This is a genomic window from Enterococcus sp. DIV0421 (assembly GCF_051713745.1).
Taxonomy (GTDB): domain Bacteria; phylum Bacillota; class Bacilli; order Lactobacillales; family Enterococcaceae; genus Enterococcus_D; species Enterococcus_D casseliflavus.
On the sequence record NZ_JBIOQM010000001.1, the window covers coordinates 649,218 to 664,567 of the forward strand.

Below are 15,350 nucleotides of genomic sequence, written 5' to 3' on the forward strand. Positions count from 1 at the left end.
TCTTTGCTGATGTTATTCTTTCGCTGATCGTTTTCTTGAGTAGATGCATTCTTTAGGTTGCCCATACTGACTTAGCTTTGTTTCTGCTAACGTGATGCCAAAGCCCTTTCCATCAGGTACCAGCAGCTTGCCTTCATGCAAAGTTGCAGGCTGTGTAATGACATCATCATAAAAGTAACGATCAGAAGCGGAAAGATCGCCAGGAAAATGGAAAATATCTTGACTCGCAAATTGCAAATTCATGGCTCGTCCCACACCAGACTCAAACATGCCGCCTAACCAAACGAGTAGTCCATGAGTTTGACATCGATCAAGGATTCGCAAGGCTTCGGTGATCCCACCGACACGGGGGATTTTCAGGTTGATCGCACGGCAGCTGTCCAGGGCTGCGACGGTATCGACGTCTTCTGCCGATCGAATATCTTCATCCAAACATAGAGGCGTCTTCATCTGCCGCTGCAGCTGACTGTGCCCCACCAGATCTCGTACCTTAAGTGGTTGCTCGATCATCACCAAGCCTAAGTCATCAAGTGCCAAAATGCGTTCTGGCTCACTCTGATAGGCTCCGTTTGCATCTGCCATCAAAAGCAATTCTGGAAAGGCTTGTCGAATCGCTCGCAAGGGTACCAGATCTTGCCCAGGCTTGATTTTTAATTTGATTCGTTGATACCCTTGGGCGACATAATCGGCAACAAGAGCCACTAGTTTTTCGACAGAGTCTTGTATGCCAAGACTAACGCCAACAACGACACTCGGTCGGGTTGCGGTATACAGCTCTTTCACACTTTGATGCGTTTGCTTGCCATATAGATCCCAAATCGCTGTTTCCAAAGCCGATTTTGCCATGTAGTTTCCTTGGACCGTTTGAAACAGTTGACAAACTTCTTGCGGATGCTCGATCTCTTGGTCAATCAATAATGGGATCAGTGCTGTTTCAATCACTTGTCGAGCAGAAAAGAGGGTTTCTTCAATGTAATCTGGCTGCTCAAAAGCGACCAATTCACCGATGCCCATCGTTTTATCCTCTGTCGTCACCAAATAAAGATCAAAAGCTTTTTCTGTTAATTGTCCATAACTTGTCACAAAGGGTTGTTTGAGGGGCAAGCGACAGGCGATGCGTTCAATTTTTTCAATCTTCATTGCGTTCTCTCCTTGTCAATCAGCTGACTGTGGCCCCGATCCTTTTACAAACCATTGATCGATTTCATGACGAACCTGTGTCGGCTGTTCTAAATGGATACAATGTCCAGCATTAGCAACGACTTTGATGGTCATCTCTGGTTGCAGCTGCTTCATTTGGTGGGCGATTTTACGAAACTTTACATCTTTTTCCCCCGCTAAATAAAGAATTTCACAAGCTAGCTGCGGAAGTGCCGACCAACAGCTTGGCTGTTTGCCAGTACCACCGTAAATCAAGCTTACTGCCAAGCCAAATTTGTTTTGCTGCAAGCGTCCTTGCCGTACAGCAGCCTGCTGCGCTAAAGGTAGCTCCTTTTGACTAGCAAACAACGGCAGTTCTTGCCAGTAATCGACAAAATCGACCAAAGGCTCCCTTAGTAAGCGCAACGCTAAGCGACGATCGTGCCGCTGACGAGCGAGTCGTTCCGCTGGATCAGCTAACCCAGGTGAACCACTCTCAAGCAAAAGATGGGTCACTGCCGTTGGTTCCATGACCGCCCAGACAAGTGCGATTCGCGCCCCCATCGAGTAGCCATACAGGCCATAACGTTCAATCCCTAACTTCGCTAAAAGGTGTGCGAGATCCTCCACCAGTAAAGGAAGTTCATAACGCATGGGATGGACATAAATCGATGAACGTCCATGTCCAATCAAATCGATTGCCAATACATTGTAAAAACCTTCCTCTGCAAAAACCGGTCGAAAGCTTTCCGAAGAACCCGTGAAGCCATGCAATGCCACAAGGGTTGGTAAGGATGGTCGATACGGCTGCAGCCACTGATAAAAATAACTGACGCCATTTATCGTGTCCTTCATTGCTGCGCTCCTGCCTCGCTAAACTGCTGTTGGAGTGCTTGCCAAGTGTTGACCGGATCTTTTTGCTCACCCTTCACTTCGATTATTTGAAAGTGCGGCTGTTGACTTGTTTCCGTTAAAATCGTTTGAAACTCTAGCAAAGAGGTCGGTGTGTGCCAATCTGCCTCATATAAGGCCGCCACTTTTTGAAACTCAAGATCTAACGGAGTACCAAAGAGCGGGACAAAGTCGTTTGGTTCTAAGGTGTTTTGTGACAAAAAGGAAAAAATCCCACCACCGTTATTATTCAGTAAAATGATCGTTACTGGCAATTGATACTGGCGCAGTAGTTGTAGGCCGTTCATATCATGGTACAACGCTAAATCACCAATCAACAAGTAGGTAGGCTTTTGACTGGCGGAAGCAATCCCAGCCACGGTCGAGACAAGGCCGTCGATCCCATTGACGCCCCGGTTTCCATACACGCGATAAGTGGAGGTAGTTTTGCTGCCGTAGCGATCAAAAAAACGGATCGCATTGCTGTTTGCCAAAAGAATTTGCGCTTCTTCAGGCAAACATTGTTGGAGCATGCGCACAGCGCTGCTCTCATCCCATTGTTGCAACTGGGGACTTGCAGCAATCACCTGATCTGCCCGCGCTTGAAGTGCTTGCCATTGTTGTTGCCACGCCGTATGTTTGACGATCGGCAACTGGGTGATGGCCGCCACGAAAGTGCTGATCGCTGTTTCGATCAAATAGTTTGCCCGATGCAGCTGATCTTGCCACTGCCCCGATGGATCAACAAAGAGCCACGTCGTCGTATCCGCTGCTTTGTTCAACCATAATAGGACATTTTTAGTGACTGGTAAGCGACCAAAACGCACGACCACTTCTGGTTGGAAGGCAGAAGTCAATTGCGGGAAAACAAGATCGGCTTGACTGATAAATGTTCCTACTTTGGTACCGGCTGTCGCCAGATTGGTCAATGGATCGCCGACGATCGGCCAGCCTAATTTCTCCGAAAAAGCCAGCAACTGCTGCGCTTCTTCGATCGTAAGGCTTTCTCCAGCAATCAGAATACCTTTTTTCTCAAAGTAAGGGGCTAGCTGGGTGATCATCTCTGCTGGCAGCTCTTGTTGTGGTGCCAGATAGCTCACGTCTTGCTGCATACTGCATTGGCGACTAAAGTCAGGCAACAGCGGCTCCCGTAATGGAAAGTTGATTTGGACAGGGCCTTTCGGCTGTTTTTGCGCTTCGATCGTGCAAGTTGCAGCTTGCCAAAAACTATAACGCAACAAAGCAGGATCGTTTTCTGGCACCGTCATCTCTACCATCTTTTTGACATGAGAGGCATACAAATTCTGTTGATCCATTGCCTGTGGCGCCCCAACGCCCCGCAGTTCTGGTGGGCGATCAGCCGTTAAGACGATCAGTGGCAAGTTGGTAGCTTCTGCTTCACAAACAGCTGGATAATAATTGGCTGCTGCAGTTCCAGAAGTACACAGTAAGATCGTTGGCTGGAGATCAACTTTGGACATCCCTAAAGCAAAAAAAGCAGCCGAACGTTCATCGACAGCCACCGTACAGGTGATCTCAGGATCACGATGCAATAGTAGCGCCAATGGCGTGGAGCGTGAACCGGGACTAATGACTGCTCGCTTCGCACCCGCTGCTTTTAGTCCTTGGATCGCCGCTAGTAAATAGTCTGTCATGACTGTCTGGTTATTCATCTCCTAAGATCCCTCTCCTCATCGGTTGAAATTTTAACCGTGTTTCTTGACGTTCGGATTCCGCATCTGAATCGGCAACGATCCCACAGCCCGCATACAGCGTTGCTTGATTGCCGCTAAAGAATCCTGAGCGGATCGCCACAGCAAACTCGCCAATATCTTCTTGAATACCCAACCAACCGATCGGTCCACCGTACATCCCTCTGCTGGCTGGTTCATGGGTACGAATCCATGAGACGGCTGCTTCTTTCGGTTCTCCCCCCAATGCTGGGGTCGGGTGTAGTTTTTGCACGGCGGTCAGAAAGTTGACTCCTGCCTTTCTTTGCCCTGCTAAAGGAACAAACAAATGCTGAATGTCACGATTTTTGATCACGGAACGGGCTTCTGATTGAAAGCCGTCAGCTAACAAAGTGGCCAATGCCGTTTCTAAGCGATCGACAACTACTTGATGTTCATGGGTATTTTTTGCGTCCGCTAAGAGGGCTTGTGCCAGTGCCTCATCTTCATCTTTGGTTTTGCCTCTTGGTGCGGAACCTGCGATACTCACCGTTTCAAACTGATCGACAGTCGCTTTTAGCAAGCGTTCTGGCGTCGCACCAGCAAAAACATGGCCCCCATGTTCGATGGCAAAAAGATAGGTATTCGGCTGCTGTTGCGCCAACCGTTGCAACACCGCAGCACTAATGATCGACTGCTTCGTTTCTACCTTCATTCGTCTTGCCAGAACCACTTTTTTCAACGGTGTTTCAGTTGAGCGAATGGCTGCCACTGTCTCTTCGACCGCTTGCAGCCATTGGGTCACCTCTAGTTCCTCTTGTGCCTGAAAAGCAGGCGTTTCTGCTACAAGACTCTTGTCCGAATTGGCCTGCAACCAGCTTGCGACTTTTTCCTGTAAGGCAGCGACTTTTTGTTGTCGTTGTTTCTCGGAAGAAGCGGCTACTGTATAAACGACGCCACACTGATCGCCAGTTTTGCTGACCAGTATTTCTGGCAACGCAAAGAGACCAGCACCTAGCTCAGCCCAATCCTGACTGACTTCTGCCTGTTCATCAAAAGCAAAACCGCCAACTAACTGCGCCTGAAAAGGTGCCTCTGGTTGATAGTGGGCTTGCTTTAAGAGAGAGCGGACTTCTGAAAAGTCTGCAAGTTTGGGTTGCGAAAAAGTGGCTAACCAACCCAACCCTACCATACTAGTCGTTTCATCAGGAGTACGCCAGAAATAGCGTTCCCCTCGATATTCTTGTGCCGCTGCATAAAGAGCCAGTAAGTCACACCTTTCTATAGGTTGATACTCACTCAAATAGGTTTTCCCGGCAGCGATCGCTGCCTCATAATTACTTGTTGATTTGCTGTTCAATGTAGTTCACTCTTTCTTCACTCAGCAATAGCCTTTTTAAAACTTTACCGCTTGCTGTGCGCGGCATTTCTCGCACGTGATAAAAGCGGCGCGGAAATTTATAGTGGGCGATCTGCCCTTCTAACGTATCCAATAAAGCTTGGAAGTGGATCGGTTCATTTAACGTTAAATAAGCCGCGACAGATTGTCCCCACTCCTCGTCTGGCTCCCCCACCACAGCTGCCTCTTTGACCGCTGGATGCTGCAACAAGGCTTGCTCCACTTCTGCGGGATAGATGTTTTCTCCACCAGATATGATCAGTTCGCTTGCACGACTGACTACATACAAAAAGCCCTCTTGATCAAGATAACCTAGATCTCCTGTGGCAAACCAGCCCTCTTGGTCCCACTGCTGTGGACTGCGATCGTTCAAGTAACGAGTCGTGATCGCAGGTCCTTGCAGTTGGATCTCTCCGATCGGCTGGGTATTTTCAGCAGTCTGGTGGTCTGCCATTTTCCCATCAGTCGCAATTCGTAAATGGACACCTTGCAGGGGAACCCCAGAGGCGCCGATTTTCTCAGAAGCTTTTTCTGGCGGCAATGCCACCACTTGTGAGCAGGTTTCTGTCATCCCATAGGATTGAATCACAGAAAGCTGATTTTGCTGGCATTTTTCCAATACACTTTTGGCAATCGGACCGCCGCCTAGCAGGATATAACGCAACGAATCAAAGCCTTGTTGGGGCACCAAGGGCAGCAAATCTATCAGCATTTTTGCCACCAAAGAAACGATCGTCCCTTTCCCTGCTTCAAGGTCTTTTGCCATTTCTCCAGCATCAAAGCGCTCATACAAACGAACACTCATCCCAAGTCGCAAGGACCGTAAGAGAATTGATAACCCACTGATATGATACAGCGGAACTGCACAAAGCCAACAATCCTCGCTAGTGATGGCTAAGTTTTTTTGAGTCGCTTCGGCACTTGCTAGATGATTCCCAAAGGTTTGGGGCACACCCTTGGGATTGCCAGTCGTACCAGATGTATACATAATTGAAGCCACTTGCTCTGCTTGATAGATTGCTTCATTAGGACCAAACGAAGGAACAACAGAACCAACAAAAGCCTCCGCCTGTTTGATCGCTTGTCCAAAGGTCAAGCTGCGAACACCCGAAATCGCAGCCTGATCCGCCGCGATCACCCAGTCGCAGTGGGCATCTTGCAATTGGAAGGAGATTTCAGCGGCTGTCAATCGCGTATTCAGCAGCTGGACTTCGATCCCCAACTCCCATAACGCAAGGATCGTAAAGACCATTTCAGGGGAGTTATTGCTAAAAAGAGCTACCCGGTTTGGCTGATCAACGAATTGGGCTTGATAATAAGCAGCGTAAGCATAAACCTCTTTTTGCAAGGCAGCAAACGACCAGCTTTTTTCATGCCAATAAAAAGCTGGTCGTTCTGGATGAAGTTGTGCTTGCCTTTGCAGCCAACTCCCAGTCATTATGGGAATTTAGGGAATTGGTCGAAGTCTGGTTGACGTTTTTCTTTAAATGCGTCACGACCTTCTTTGGCTTCATCCATCGTGTAATACAATAAGGTCGCATCGCCAGCTAATTGCTGAATGCCAGCTAATCCGTCCGTATCTGCGTTCATTGATGCTTTGATCATGCGTAACGCCAACGGGCTCTTTTGCAGCATCGTTTCTGCCCATTCCATCGTTTCATCTTCTACTCGATCAAGAGGAACGACTGTATTGATCCAGTTCATCGCCAATGCTTCTTCGGCGGTATATTGTTTTGTCATGAACCAAACTTCCTTGGCTTTTTTATGACCGATCGTCCGTGCAAGATAGCCCGAACCATAGCCACCATCAAAACTACCGACATTTGGTCCAGTTTGACCAAATTTAGCGTTATCAGCGGCGATCGTTAAATCACAAACCAATTGTAAAACATTTCCGCCGCCGATCGACCAGCCTTTGACCATGGCGATCACCGGTTTTGGTAACGTGCGAATCAAGCGTTGCAGATCCAATACGTTTAAGCGAGGAACCTGATCTTCCCCAACGTAGCCACCGTGACCACGGACTTTTTGGTCTCCGCCTGAACAAAAGGCTTTATCGCCGGCGCCTGTCAAGATAATCACGCCGATGCCTGGTTCATCGCGACTGATCGAAAATGCATCAATCATTTCAAACACCGTTTTTGGTGTAAACGCATTGTGGACTTCTGGGCGGTTAATCGTGATTTTCGCCACTTTTCCATGTTGTTCAAACAAAATTTCATCGTACTCTTTTAAGGTTTTCCATTCTCTCATTACTTGTTCCTCCTCAATTCACATAGCTCTATTATACACATATCTAGTCGCTTTTCGTTAGAAATTGCTTTGGTTAAGGGAATTTCTTAAGACTTCTCCCCCTGTTGCCGACTTTCTGAGATCTTCGGCTATTTCTACCAAAACTCGTGCTATAATCATGGTAACTTTCTTAGAAAAAGGAGCAAAAAATGAATTTACTGGAAGCCTTAGAAATCGAAGTAGAAGCAGCAACAGCCGATTTTGTTCGTTTACGGATGCCGATCAAAGCGCAGCACAAACAGCCTTTTGGTCTCGTTCACGGTGGCATTAACGGTGTTTTGATCGAGACCGCCTGTAGCATCGGTGCCAATCAAGCTTTGGCTCAAGAAGAGGCCTTTGCCGCCGGCGTTGACCTGCAAGTCAATCATCTAGCCGCCGCCCAAGAAGGAACCCTGATCGTAGAAGCTAGTCCTGATCGTATCGGCGCTCGTATCCAAACTTGGCAAGCCACTATTTGGTTAGCTAGCGGGTTAAAAACTGCCGTTGGGCGCTGCACCTTAACGACTGTGCGCAAATAATCCTTTACGCTCCTGTATTGTGCTCACGGGAGCGTTTTTTGGTCTGTTTTGAAGAAAGAGGTCACCAGTCAACGCCTTATTAAAGATATTCTTTCATTATAAAGATATTGAGAATGTGAGCGTGGTTTTTTCGAAAGGTACGTTGTTTTTTTACAGAATAGGGGTCTTTCGTTATAATGTAGCTAAGAAAGCGAGGCTTATTATGAAAAATAACCGATTGATCCACTTTTTAGGCGGCAAAACAAGCTATTATGTCTTAGGACTGATTATCTTGTCGGCAGTTGCTGTCTTTTTGCTAAATCAGATTTCTTTTTTATTTACACCCTTTTCAGCCATTCTTACAGCTATTATCCCACCCTTTTTATTTGGGCTGATCCTTTACTATCTGTTTAATCCGGTGGTCGATAAATTGGAAACGAAAAAAATTCCCCGCAGTGCTTCGATTGCTGGGATCTATCTGTTGATTCTTTTGTTGATCGTCTTTGCTGGTTTCCAGCTTTATCCGATTTTGGAGCAGCAAACCACCGATCTGATCAATAGCTTACCAAGTTTGGTCAGTGACTTTGAGAAAAACGCGACCGCCTTTTTAGAAAATACCCCATTTCAAGATGAGATGGCACAAATTACAGACACACTACAAAATATCACCAGTAATATCATGAGTTTTATTGGAGACTATTGGCAAACTGGTGCCGCTGGGCTCAGCAGTTTGTTTTCAACCATTTCGACCTTGTTCATTGCTTTGTTTACTGGACCGATCATTGCCTTTTTCTTATTGCGTAACCCAAACAAGTTTTATTTTTCGGTCCTCTCATTAGTGCCACCACGTTTTCGCAAAGACTTTAATGAAATCGTCAAAATCTCTGACTTACAAGTCGGTGCCTTTTTGAAAGGACAAATCATTTCATCCCTGATTTTAGGGGCGATCTATTGGGTCGTTTTCCTCTTGATCGGCCTAGAGTATGCCAGTATTCTGGCGATCGCCGCTGGTCTGCTTTGCATCATCCCCTATATCGGACCTTTTATCGTCTTTTTCCCGGGGCTTTTCATTGCCGCACAAGACTCCACCGGGATGTTGGTTAAGTTTTTGATTGCTTGGTTTGCTGTACAGCTGCTTCATGGCGATTTAGTCGTGCCCCGTGTGATGGGTGACCGATTGAAAATCCATCCTATTACGATTCTGGTTGTTTTATTGGTGATGGGTGATTTGATGGGAATCGTTGGGGTGATTTTCGGAATCCCGATTTATTGTCTGCTAAAAGTTCTTGTCGTTTACGTGTTCCGCAAATTCAAGCAGCGCTACAACCGCTATTACGGTCAAGACGGCAAATACTTCCACAGTGCCTTCACTAGCAAAGATTACCTAGGTGACGAAGACAAAGACACCAAGAAAAAAGCCTAAAAAACTGCTGCGAATCGTTGGTTCGCGGCAGTTTTTTTGTCTATTTTATTTCATCTCATGTTCCAAAAAGAAATGATAGAGCGCCCCTAATAAATTGGCGTCATTTTGAAATTTGCAGGCTTGGATCTCCGGCTTCGTCAAGGTCTGCTGCAAAATCGGCAAACTAGCCAGCAGTTGCTGATACTGACGGTCGATTTCTTCCACCACGATCGCTTGGGCACTGATGCCACCACCAATCACGAAGCGCTCTAAGTCGATCACGGCTTGAACATTGAGTATGACACACGCAATTTCTCGGCAATACGCTGTAAACAGCGCCCAGACCCATGGCTCTTTTTGATTGATAGCGTCAAAAACTGCTTCGCCATCCGCAAAATCAGCTAAGCCTAGCAGTTGGGCGCTGCGGCGAATCATGGCGACCGCTGAACCGCTAAAACCTGCCAATTGCTGCAGGGTCAATCCCTGATTATTTGGTTGCTCAGCGTTTTCTGGAGCATCGCTTCTCTTAGTGGCATTTAGTAGAAAACTTAATTCCCCTGCTTGAAAATGTGCACCTTGGATCAGTTTTCCTTCAACGATCACACCACCACCCAAACCAGTACCTAATGTTATGGCAGCCCCATTTTGAATCCCTTTAAGGTTTCCTAGCCACCATTCAGCTAATGCGGCTGCCTTACCATCGTTGGTCACAGCCAGCGGCACTTGGTACTTTGCCAGCAGCTGTTTTAAGGAGACTCCATCTAAAAAAGGCAATGCCCCGCCAAACGAGATCGTCCCTGTCTCTGGGTTGACTTTTCCTGGAGTACTAACAGCAATGCCCCGAATGCTCCCATGAACGTCTTCAATGATCGTTTCAATCCCTGTCAGAAATTCCGTAAGATTTTTCGGCGTATCCATCCGTCCTCGCGTCAGAATATTCCCCGAGCGATCAATGACAGCCGATTTGATTTTCGTGCCGCCGATGTCGATGCTTAAATAGTTTTTATTCACTGAATCCCACCCTCTGCTTCTACTGCCCATCGTAGGACCGTTTTGGCTTTATCTGGTGAAACTTTTCGCGGATCAGACAAATAGATTTCTCGATGCTGGAACGTGTCCATCGTTGGACGGATCACTAACTGCTCTTGTTTTAACAGCTCCTTCATTTTCGCAAATGTTTCCGCTTCAGTGTCAAAAGAACCTGTATGCATCGCTTGCAGACACAATCCTTCTTCATAGCGCTCAAAGATGAGCTTTTCTAGATTTGGATTGTCTTTCTTCTCTTTGACGGCCAAGAGCTGTTCTTGAAACAGTGTTTCCGTGACTGGTTCTGGTTGGCGAATCATGATTTTGTAGATCAATTCTTCTTTGTTGACGGCACCGGCTGGCTTTGTCAGAGAGGTCCACACACCTTCTAAAGGAAAGACCGTGTATTCAAAGGGTTCATTGCCAAAAGCCCCTTTTTTCAATCCCATCCTGAGTGAATAAGAAATCGTATATAAAGCGGCGATCTCTTCGCTGAATTCAGGTCGATTCGGATTGCCGCTGCCGCTCAAACTGATAAATTGATACGTTGGCACCTCGATCACTGTTGGTTTTTTGGGAAGATAGAGCTCTTTTTCTAGTTTGCGCCATTCATACTTCATAAGGACCCTCCTCGATTTGCTTTTCTTTATTTTACCATGAATCACTTGAGCCGAACGAATGAAATATAGACTGTTTAAGTGAAGGAAAATAACTTGGTCAGCACCATTTTCATACTGAAACTAGTTTGACATTACAGAAATTTCTCTATCTTCCTTGCCTTTGGTCATTGTTTTACTATGGCAATCTCCTTTCTTCTATCTTTTCAAATACAAAAACTGCAGAAATCAATTCAAGAAGAGAGTGATTTCTGCAGTGATCGAGCCTCGGCTCTTTTTTTATTGTCTTACAGCCTCATTAGAGGCAAAGCGTTTTGAAAAATGTTGTTCTAATCGCTTTTGCCCGGCTTCAATCAAAATGCACAACAGCCAATAAATGATGGCAACTAGCACATACATGGACATGTAATCAAAGGTTCGTCCGCCAACGATCTTAGCTTTTTGAAAAATATCAGGAATCGTGATCATTGCTGCCAAGGAGGTTCCTTTCAACAAATCCATTGCCACATTACTCAATGCCGGTACAGAAATACGAAAGGCTTGTGGCAAAATAATCAGACGCATCGTTTTCGTAAAGGATAACCCTAACGCATAGGCAGCATCAAATTGCCCACGATCCACACCAGCAATTGATCCTCGGTAGATTTCCCCGATAAATGCGCTGCTGGTCAATGTAAAACAGATGATCGCAGCACTAAGCGCCGACAATTGATAAGGCAAGCCAAAATACAGTAGGAACAACAAGACCAACGCTGGGACGCCTCTTAGAAATGAGAGGTAGCCCCGCACGAACCCTTTAATGATGGGGTTTTCCAGCATCCCTAAGAAGGTGACTGTGATCCCTAATACGTTGCCTCCTAGAAACGAAACGACAGCAATGCCGACCGTATAGGACAAGCCCGACAGCAAATAGGGCAATGACTCCCACATCAACGGCAAATCAAGGGTTGGAATATACATTAGTCTGTTTCAACCGTTTGGATCGCTTGATCAGATTTTACTGAAATATCGGTTTGAAAATACGTTTCCGCAAGTTCTTTTAAACGGCCGTCTTCTTTCATTTCTGCTAAAACAGCATCCACTTTTTCCTGCAATGCTTGATGATCTTTCACAAATAAGAAGCCCGTTTCATTCGGATTAAAGTAGACATCTTCCAAAATTTTTACAGGGATATCTGGCAAAGCAGCGACTGCCATTTTTTGCAAATAATAATCATTCAAGATCACATCCGTTCGACCATTCGCAACATCTGTCAAATACTGATCATTCGTTGCGTTGTCGTAAGTCACTAATTCTGCCCCATAGGATTCGGCTAAGCGCATGTAGCTGGTATTCGGTTCACCAGCAGCTTTTTTGCCATCCAAATCTTCTAAAGAAGCAATCCCAGAGTCATCACTTTTACGCACGATCATACTATCGAACGAGTATTTAATAGGCGTTGAGAGACTGAATTTTTCCGCCCGTTCATCTGTCAAACCAAAATCGTTGGCAGCAAAATCGGCTTCTCCACGTGTTAAAGAAGAAACTTGTCCATCGACATTGTACTCTTTAAATGTGATCTCTACGCCTAATCGTTTGGCGACTTCTTTTGCCACATCGACATCATAGCCCACTAATTCATTTTCATCGTTATAGTAAGACGATGGATACAAGGTTCCCGAAGTAGCAACAACCAATGTTTTGGCTTCTTCCACCTTGCTTAAACTGGTGTCTTCTTCCGTTGGTTTGCTGCAGGCACTTAACAGGACCCCCGCAAATAAACCTAAAAAGCCAACCATTGCAACGATTTTCCCTTTTCTAACTTGTTTCATAATATCCTCCTCTTAGTTTCCTTGTTTTGGCAACAGAAATCGTTGCTGTGTTTCAAATAAATAGCCGACTTGGAAAAGTATGTCTTCTCTGCCTTTAGACGCCATAAATTGGACCCCTAGCGGCAACCCTTCCTCGCTAAGAGCAGTTGGCAAGCTGATGGCTGGCTGCCCCGTTAAATTGGCTAATTGAGTGTAAGGTGTCAGAGCATAGCTCTTGGCAAACATTTCTTCGATCAACTCACCCGCAGCACTTTTTCCAAGCGATTCGATCTCATGCAGTCTTTGGCGAATGCTATCGCTTTGTAAGTCTTCCTCGATCAAAGGGGCTGGAAAAGCCGTCGTCGGGGTCAAAAAGAGATCATAGGTTGAAAAGACTTCTTCCATTTTTTCTGCCAGCTGATCCCACCACTGCAAGGCAAGAACGTAATCGGCGGCAGACAGTTTTTTGCCATATTGGTAAAGTGCCCAGGTCATCAATTCCATCTCTTCCCGTCTGACCGGTACTTGACGAGCAGCATTGATCTCAGCAAACATCGCGGCTGTTTCGCCGCCATTCATGGCGTAATAGGTGGTCATCATTTGCTGACCATCCACTGGATAGCCCACTTCAACGACTTCATGTCCCTGCTTTTCTAAAAATGTGGCTGCACTTCGCACTGCTTGGATGGCAGTTTCAGACACTTGGCCACCGGTCGGCGATGCGGTAGTAAAAGCAACCTTCAACCGCGGTTTTTGACTCGCTTGCCGATGATGCCATTCTACTTGCGGTGCCTGATAAGGGGCTGTCGGCTGTGACGTCCGCAACGCATAAAACAACTGTTCCGTATCACGCATGGAAAGCGTCAACGCAAAGTTGATGGAAGCGCCTTGCCAGCTACGCCATTCACTAGGACCCACTGGCATCGTACCACGGGTTGGCTTCAAACCAATCAATCCGCTAAAGGATGCTGGAATGCGGATCGATCCGCCGCCATCACTGGCACCCGCAATCGGAAACATCCCCGAAGCCACTGCCGCTGCCGCACCACCACTGGAACCACCAGCTGAATAGGCAGGATTCCACGGATTACGTGTAGGCCCATACAATGTTGGATCAGTAATATTTTTGAATCCAAATTCTGGTGCATTGGTTTGCCCTAACGGCACAAAGCCTGCCTCTTCTAAACGAGAGACAAAATGAGCCGTGCGGCTGGCTCGTGCATTTGCAAACAGTTTGGCTCCTGACGTTGCTAGCCACCCTGCTTTGGTTTGGCCGAGTATTTTTAACGGCATGGGTTGTCCCCCAAAAACCGTTTTTTGAAGATGCTGCTCGTAATGCTGGATCGCTGCTTGCGGATCAAATGTTACAAGCGCATTCAAAAGCGGATTTTGTTGATTGACTTTTTCTTCGATCATCGCCACCCGCTCTGCAAAACTGATTTTTCCTTGCCGCAATTGTTCCGCCCAATAGGTCGCATCTTGCATGCTTGCCCCTCCTTTTTCTCAAAACCTCAAACAATTATCTATACTGTAACACACGAAAAAATCTTCTTTATATAGACTACAATATACCAAACACTAGGAAATCTTTCAACAAAAATAGAACAGTTTTTAAACCTGTATTATATCGTTATCAAACGTTCCCATATTTTTTACTACCAGCTGTCGACCAACGCTTCTTCTTAGCTGTCCCCATCATTACCTAACAAAAACGGCACATCGCCAAACGATGTGCCGTTTTGATTTACTTGTATTTTTCTTCCAGCTTGCTCATCCAAAGACCTAACCAAGCCCCCAAGACAAACAAGATAATTCCGATGACAGCCGTTACCCAAGTAAAGCCGCTATAGTTTGCCACCGGAGGAATCACGATCAATATCGTTGAGGCAATAACGATCCCTAAAATGAAGTGATAGACTTTTGAATGATAATGGCTCAATAGCCACTCCATCAATTTCGAAAACAGCAGCATCACTGCCAAGCCGCCAATGGCGATCGGTAGAAAGACCCCCATGATGTCAAAGCTCTTAAAGCCTTTCAACATCGGATCATAAAGGCCCAGAACGAGCAAAAGGTTTGAAGGACTCAAGCCAGGAACCAAAACACCTAACGCGATCAGACCGCCGGCGATAACAAAACCAATGAAATTGGCAGGGATCGTTCCTAAGATATCGCCCATAAAATAGAGGAACAAGAAGCCGATGACCATACTGCCGAAGAACCAAAGCAGGTCGCCGGTTGTCCGTTTGCTTTTCAAGGTCGATTCTTTAGCAAGTGCCGGTAACGTCCCAATAATTGCCCCCGCAAAGCCCCACAAAACGATGATTTGATAGTTTTGCAGCAGCCACTCTAATGGCTTTGATAAAAGCCCGATCCCTACGATTCCCCCGATCCCTACTGGCAGGAAAAAGAGGAGATTCTCTTTAAAATTCTTCGTGAGATGTGCCATAAAGCGCAGCATCCGCTCATAAATGCCTAAGATGGCTGCCAATACGCCACCTGAAACACCAGGCAAGATAAAGCCCAAGGCAATCACCACGCCTTTAAGAAAACGTGACAAAATACTTTCGTTTCTCTGTTTTTCCATTTACAATTGCTCTCCTTAGCGATGGTTTTCACCAATCGT

Annotated in this window: 14 protein-coding genes; 2 read left to right on the plus strand and 12 right to left on the minus strand. The window is 46.3% G+C overall.

The window, feature by feature from the left end:
- Positions 1–12: 12 nt before the first annotated feature.
- From menC to menB, 6 genes are read right to left on the minus strand one after another with little or no spacing between them, the layout of a single operon-like run.
- Positions 13–1,140 carry an o-succinylbenzoate synthase gene (gene menC, locus IGI96_RS03110; RefSeq protein ID WP_016608806.1) on the minus strand — a complete coding sequence of 376 codons (1,128 nt, stop codon included), beginning with the start codon at positions 1,138–1,140 and terminating at the stop codon, positions 13–15.
- Between the two features lie 15 nt (positions 1,141–1,155).
- On the minus strand, positions 1,156–1,995 hold the full coding sequence (gene menH, locus IGI96_RS03115) for a 2-succinyl-6-hydroxy-2,4-cyclohexadiene-1-carboxylate synthase (RefSeq protein WP_074933394.1): 840 nt from the start codon (positions 1,993–1,995) through the stop codon (positions 1,156–1,158).
- Entirely contained in the window at positions 1,992–3,704 is a 1,713-nt protein-coding gene (gene menD / locus IGI96_RS03120; RefSeq protein WP_438784821.1) for a 2-succinyl-5-enolpyruvyl-6-hydroxy-3-cyclohexene-1-carboxylic-acid synthase, read from the minus strand. The genes menH and menD overlap by 4 nt, the downstream gene beginning before the upstream one ends.
- Positions 3,697–5,061, minus strand: a complete 1,365-nt coding sequence (locus tag IGI96_RS03125; RefSeq protein WP_074933389.1) for an isochorismate synthase — start codon at positions 5,059–5,061, stop codon at positions 3,697–3,699. Before IGI96_RS03125 ends, menD begins: the two co-directional genes overlap by 8 nt.
- Positions 5,039–6,538: an o-succinylbenzoate--CoA ligase gene (gene menE, locus IGI96_RS03130; protein WP_123833584.1), complete on the minus strand. Its 1,500-nt coding sequence runs from the start codon at positions 6,536–6,538 to the stop codon at positions 5,039–5,041. Before menE ends, IGI96_RS03125 begins: the two co-directional genes overlap by 23 nt.
- Complete coding sequence (menB, locus tag IGI96_RS03135; protein WP_005228595.1) at positions 6,538–7,353, minus strand: 1,4-dihydroxy-2-naphthoyl-CoA synthase; 816 nt, start codon at positions 7,351–7,353, stop codon at positions 6,538–6,540. The genes menE and menB overlap by 1 nt, the downstream gene beginning before the upstream one ends.
- Positions 7,354–7,541: 188 nt before the next feature.
- Between menB and IGI96_RS03140 the strand changes: the two genes are divergently transcribed.
- Together IGI96_RS03140 and IGI96_RS03145 are read left to right on the plus strand one after the other, a co-directional pair.
- On the plus strand, positions 7,542–7,910 hold the full coding sequence (locus IGI96_RS03140; protein ID WP_005228593.1) for a PaaI family thioesterase: 369 nt from the start codon (positions 7,542–7,544) through the stop codon (positions 7,908–7,910).
- 202 nt (positions 7,911–8,112) lie between these two features.
- On the plus strand, positions 8,113–9,312 hold the full coding sequence (locus IGI96_RS03145) for an AI-2E family transporter (protein ID WP_005231861.1): 1,200 nt from the start codon (positions 8,113–8,115) through the stop codon (positions 9,310–9,312).
- A gap of 45 nt (positions 9,313–9,357) precedes the next feature.
- Here IGI96_RS03145 and IGI96_RS03150 read toward each other — a convergent pair whose 3' ends face one another.
- The 6 genes from IGI96_RS03150 to IGI96_RS03175 all read right to left on the minus strand — a co-directional run bounded on the left by IGI96_RS03150 (position 9,358) and on the right by IGI96_RS03175 (position 15,311).
- Positions 9,358–10,302, minus strand: a complete 945-nt coding sequence (locus IGI96_RS03150; protein WP_086337974.1) for an ROK family protein — start codon at positions 10,300–10,302, stop codon at positions 9,358–9,360.
- Entirely contained in the window at positions 10,299–10,937 is a 639-nt protein-coding gene (locus tag IGI96_RS03155; RefSeq protein ID WP_086337973.1) for a GyrI-like domain-containing protein, read from the minus strand. Before IGI96_RS03155 ends, IGI96_RS03150 begins: the two co-directional genes overlap by 4 nt.
- Positions 10,938–11,213: 276 nt before the next feature.
- Positions 11,214–11,894, minus strand: a complete 681-nt coding sequence (locus IGI96_RS03160) for an amino acid ABC transporter permease (RefSeq protein ID WP_086337972.1) — start codon at positions 11,892–11,894, stop codon at positions 11,214–11,216.
- On the minus strand, positions 11,894–12,745 hold the full coding sequence (locus tag IGI96_RS03165) for a transporter substrate-binding domain-containing protein (RefSeq protein WP_015510211.1): 852 nt from the start codon (positions 12,743–12,745) through the stop codon (positions 11,894–11,896). Before IGI96_RS03165 ends, IGI96_RS03160 begins: the two co-directional genes overlap by 1 nt.
- A gap of 12 nt (positions 12,746–12,757) precedes the next feature.
- Entirely contained in the window at positions 12,758–14,209 is a 1,452-nt protein-coding gene (locus tag IGI96_RS03170; protein ID WP_438784822.1) for an amidase, read from the minus strand.
- 259 nt (positions 14,210–14,468) lie between these two features.
- Positions 14,469–15,311 carry a DUF368 domain-containing protein gene (locus tag IGI96_RS03175; protein ID WP_010749839.1) on the minus strand — a complete coding sequence of 281 codons (843 nt, stop codon included), beginning with the start codon at positions 15,309–15,311 and terminating at the stop codon, positions 14,469–14,471.
- Between the last annotated feature and the right edge of the window lie 39 nt (positions 15,312–15,350).

Bases quoted from the DNA above. Each gene is read 5' to 3' on its own strand.
- menC (WP_016608806.1), bottom strand. From the start codon at position 1,140: ATGAAGATTGAAAAAATTGAACGCATCGCCTGTCGCTTGCCCCTCAAA.
- menH (WP_074933394.1), bottom strand. From the start codon at position 1,995: ATGAAGGACACGATAAATGGCGTCAGTTATTTTTATCAGTGGCTGCAG.
- menD (WP_438784821.1), bottom strand. From the start codon at position 3,704: ATGAATAACCAGACAGTCATGACAGACTATTTACTAGCGGCGATCCAA.
- menE (WP_123833584.1), bottom strand. From the start codon at position 6,538: ATGACTGGGAGTTGGCTGCAAAGGCAAGCACAACTTCATCCAGAACGA.
- menB (WP_005228595.1), bottom strand. From the start codon at position 7,353: ATGAGAGAATGGAAAACCTTAAAAGAGTACGATGAAATTTTGTTTGAA.
- IGI96_RS03140 (WP_005228593.1), top strand. From the start codon at position 7,542: ATGAATTTACTGGAAGCCTTAGAAATCGAAGTAGAAGCAGCAACAGCC.
- IGI96_RS03145 (WP_005231861.1), top strand. From the start codon at position 8,113: ATGAAAAATAACCGATTGATCCACTTTTTAGGCGGCAAAACAAGCTAT.
- IGI96_RS03155 (WP_086337973.1), bottom strand. From the start codon at position 10,937: ATGAAGTATGAATGGCGCAAACTAGAAAAAGAGCTCTATCTTCCCAAA.
- IGI96_RS03160 (WP_086337972.1), bottom strand. From the start codon at position 11,894: ATGTATATTCCAACCCTTGATTTGCCGTTGATGTGGGAGTCATTGCCC.
- IGI96_RS03165 (WP_015510211.1), bottom strand. From the start codon at position 12,745: ATGAAACAAGTTAGAAAAGGGAAAATCGTTGCAATGGTTGGCTTTTTA.
- IGI96_RS03170 (WP_438784822.1), bottom strand. From the start codon at position 14,209: ATGCAAGATGCGACCTATTGGGCGGAACAATTGCGGCAAGGAAAAATC.
- IGI96_RS03175 (WP_010749839.1), bottom strand. From the start codon at position 15,311: ATGGAAAAACAGAGAAACGAAAGTATTTTGTCACGTTTTCTTAAAGGC.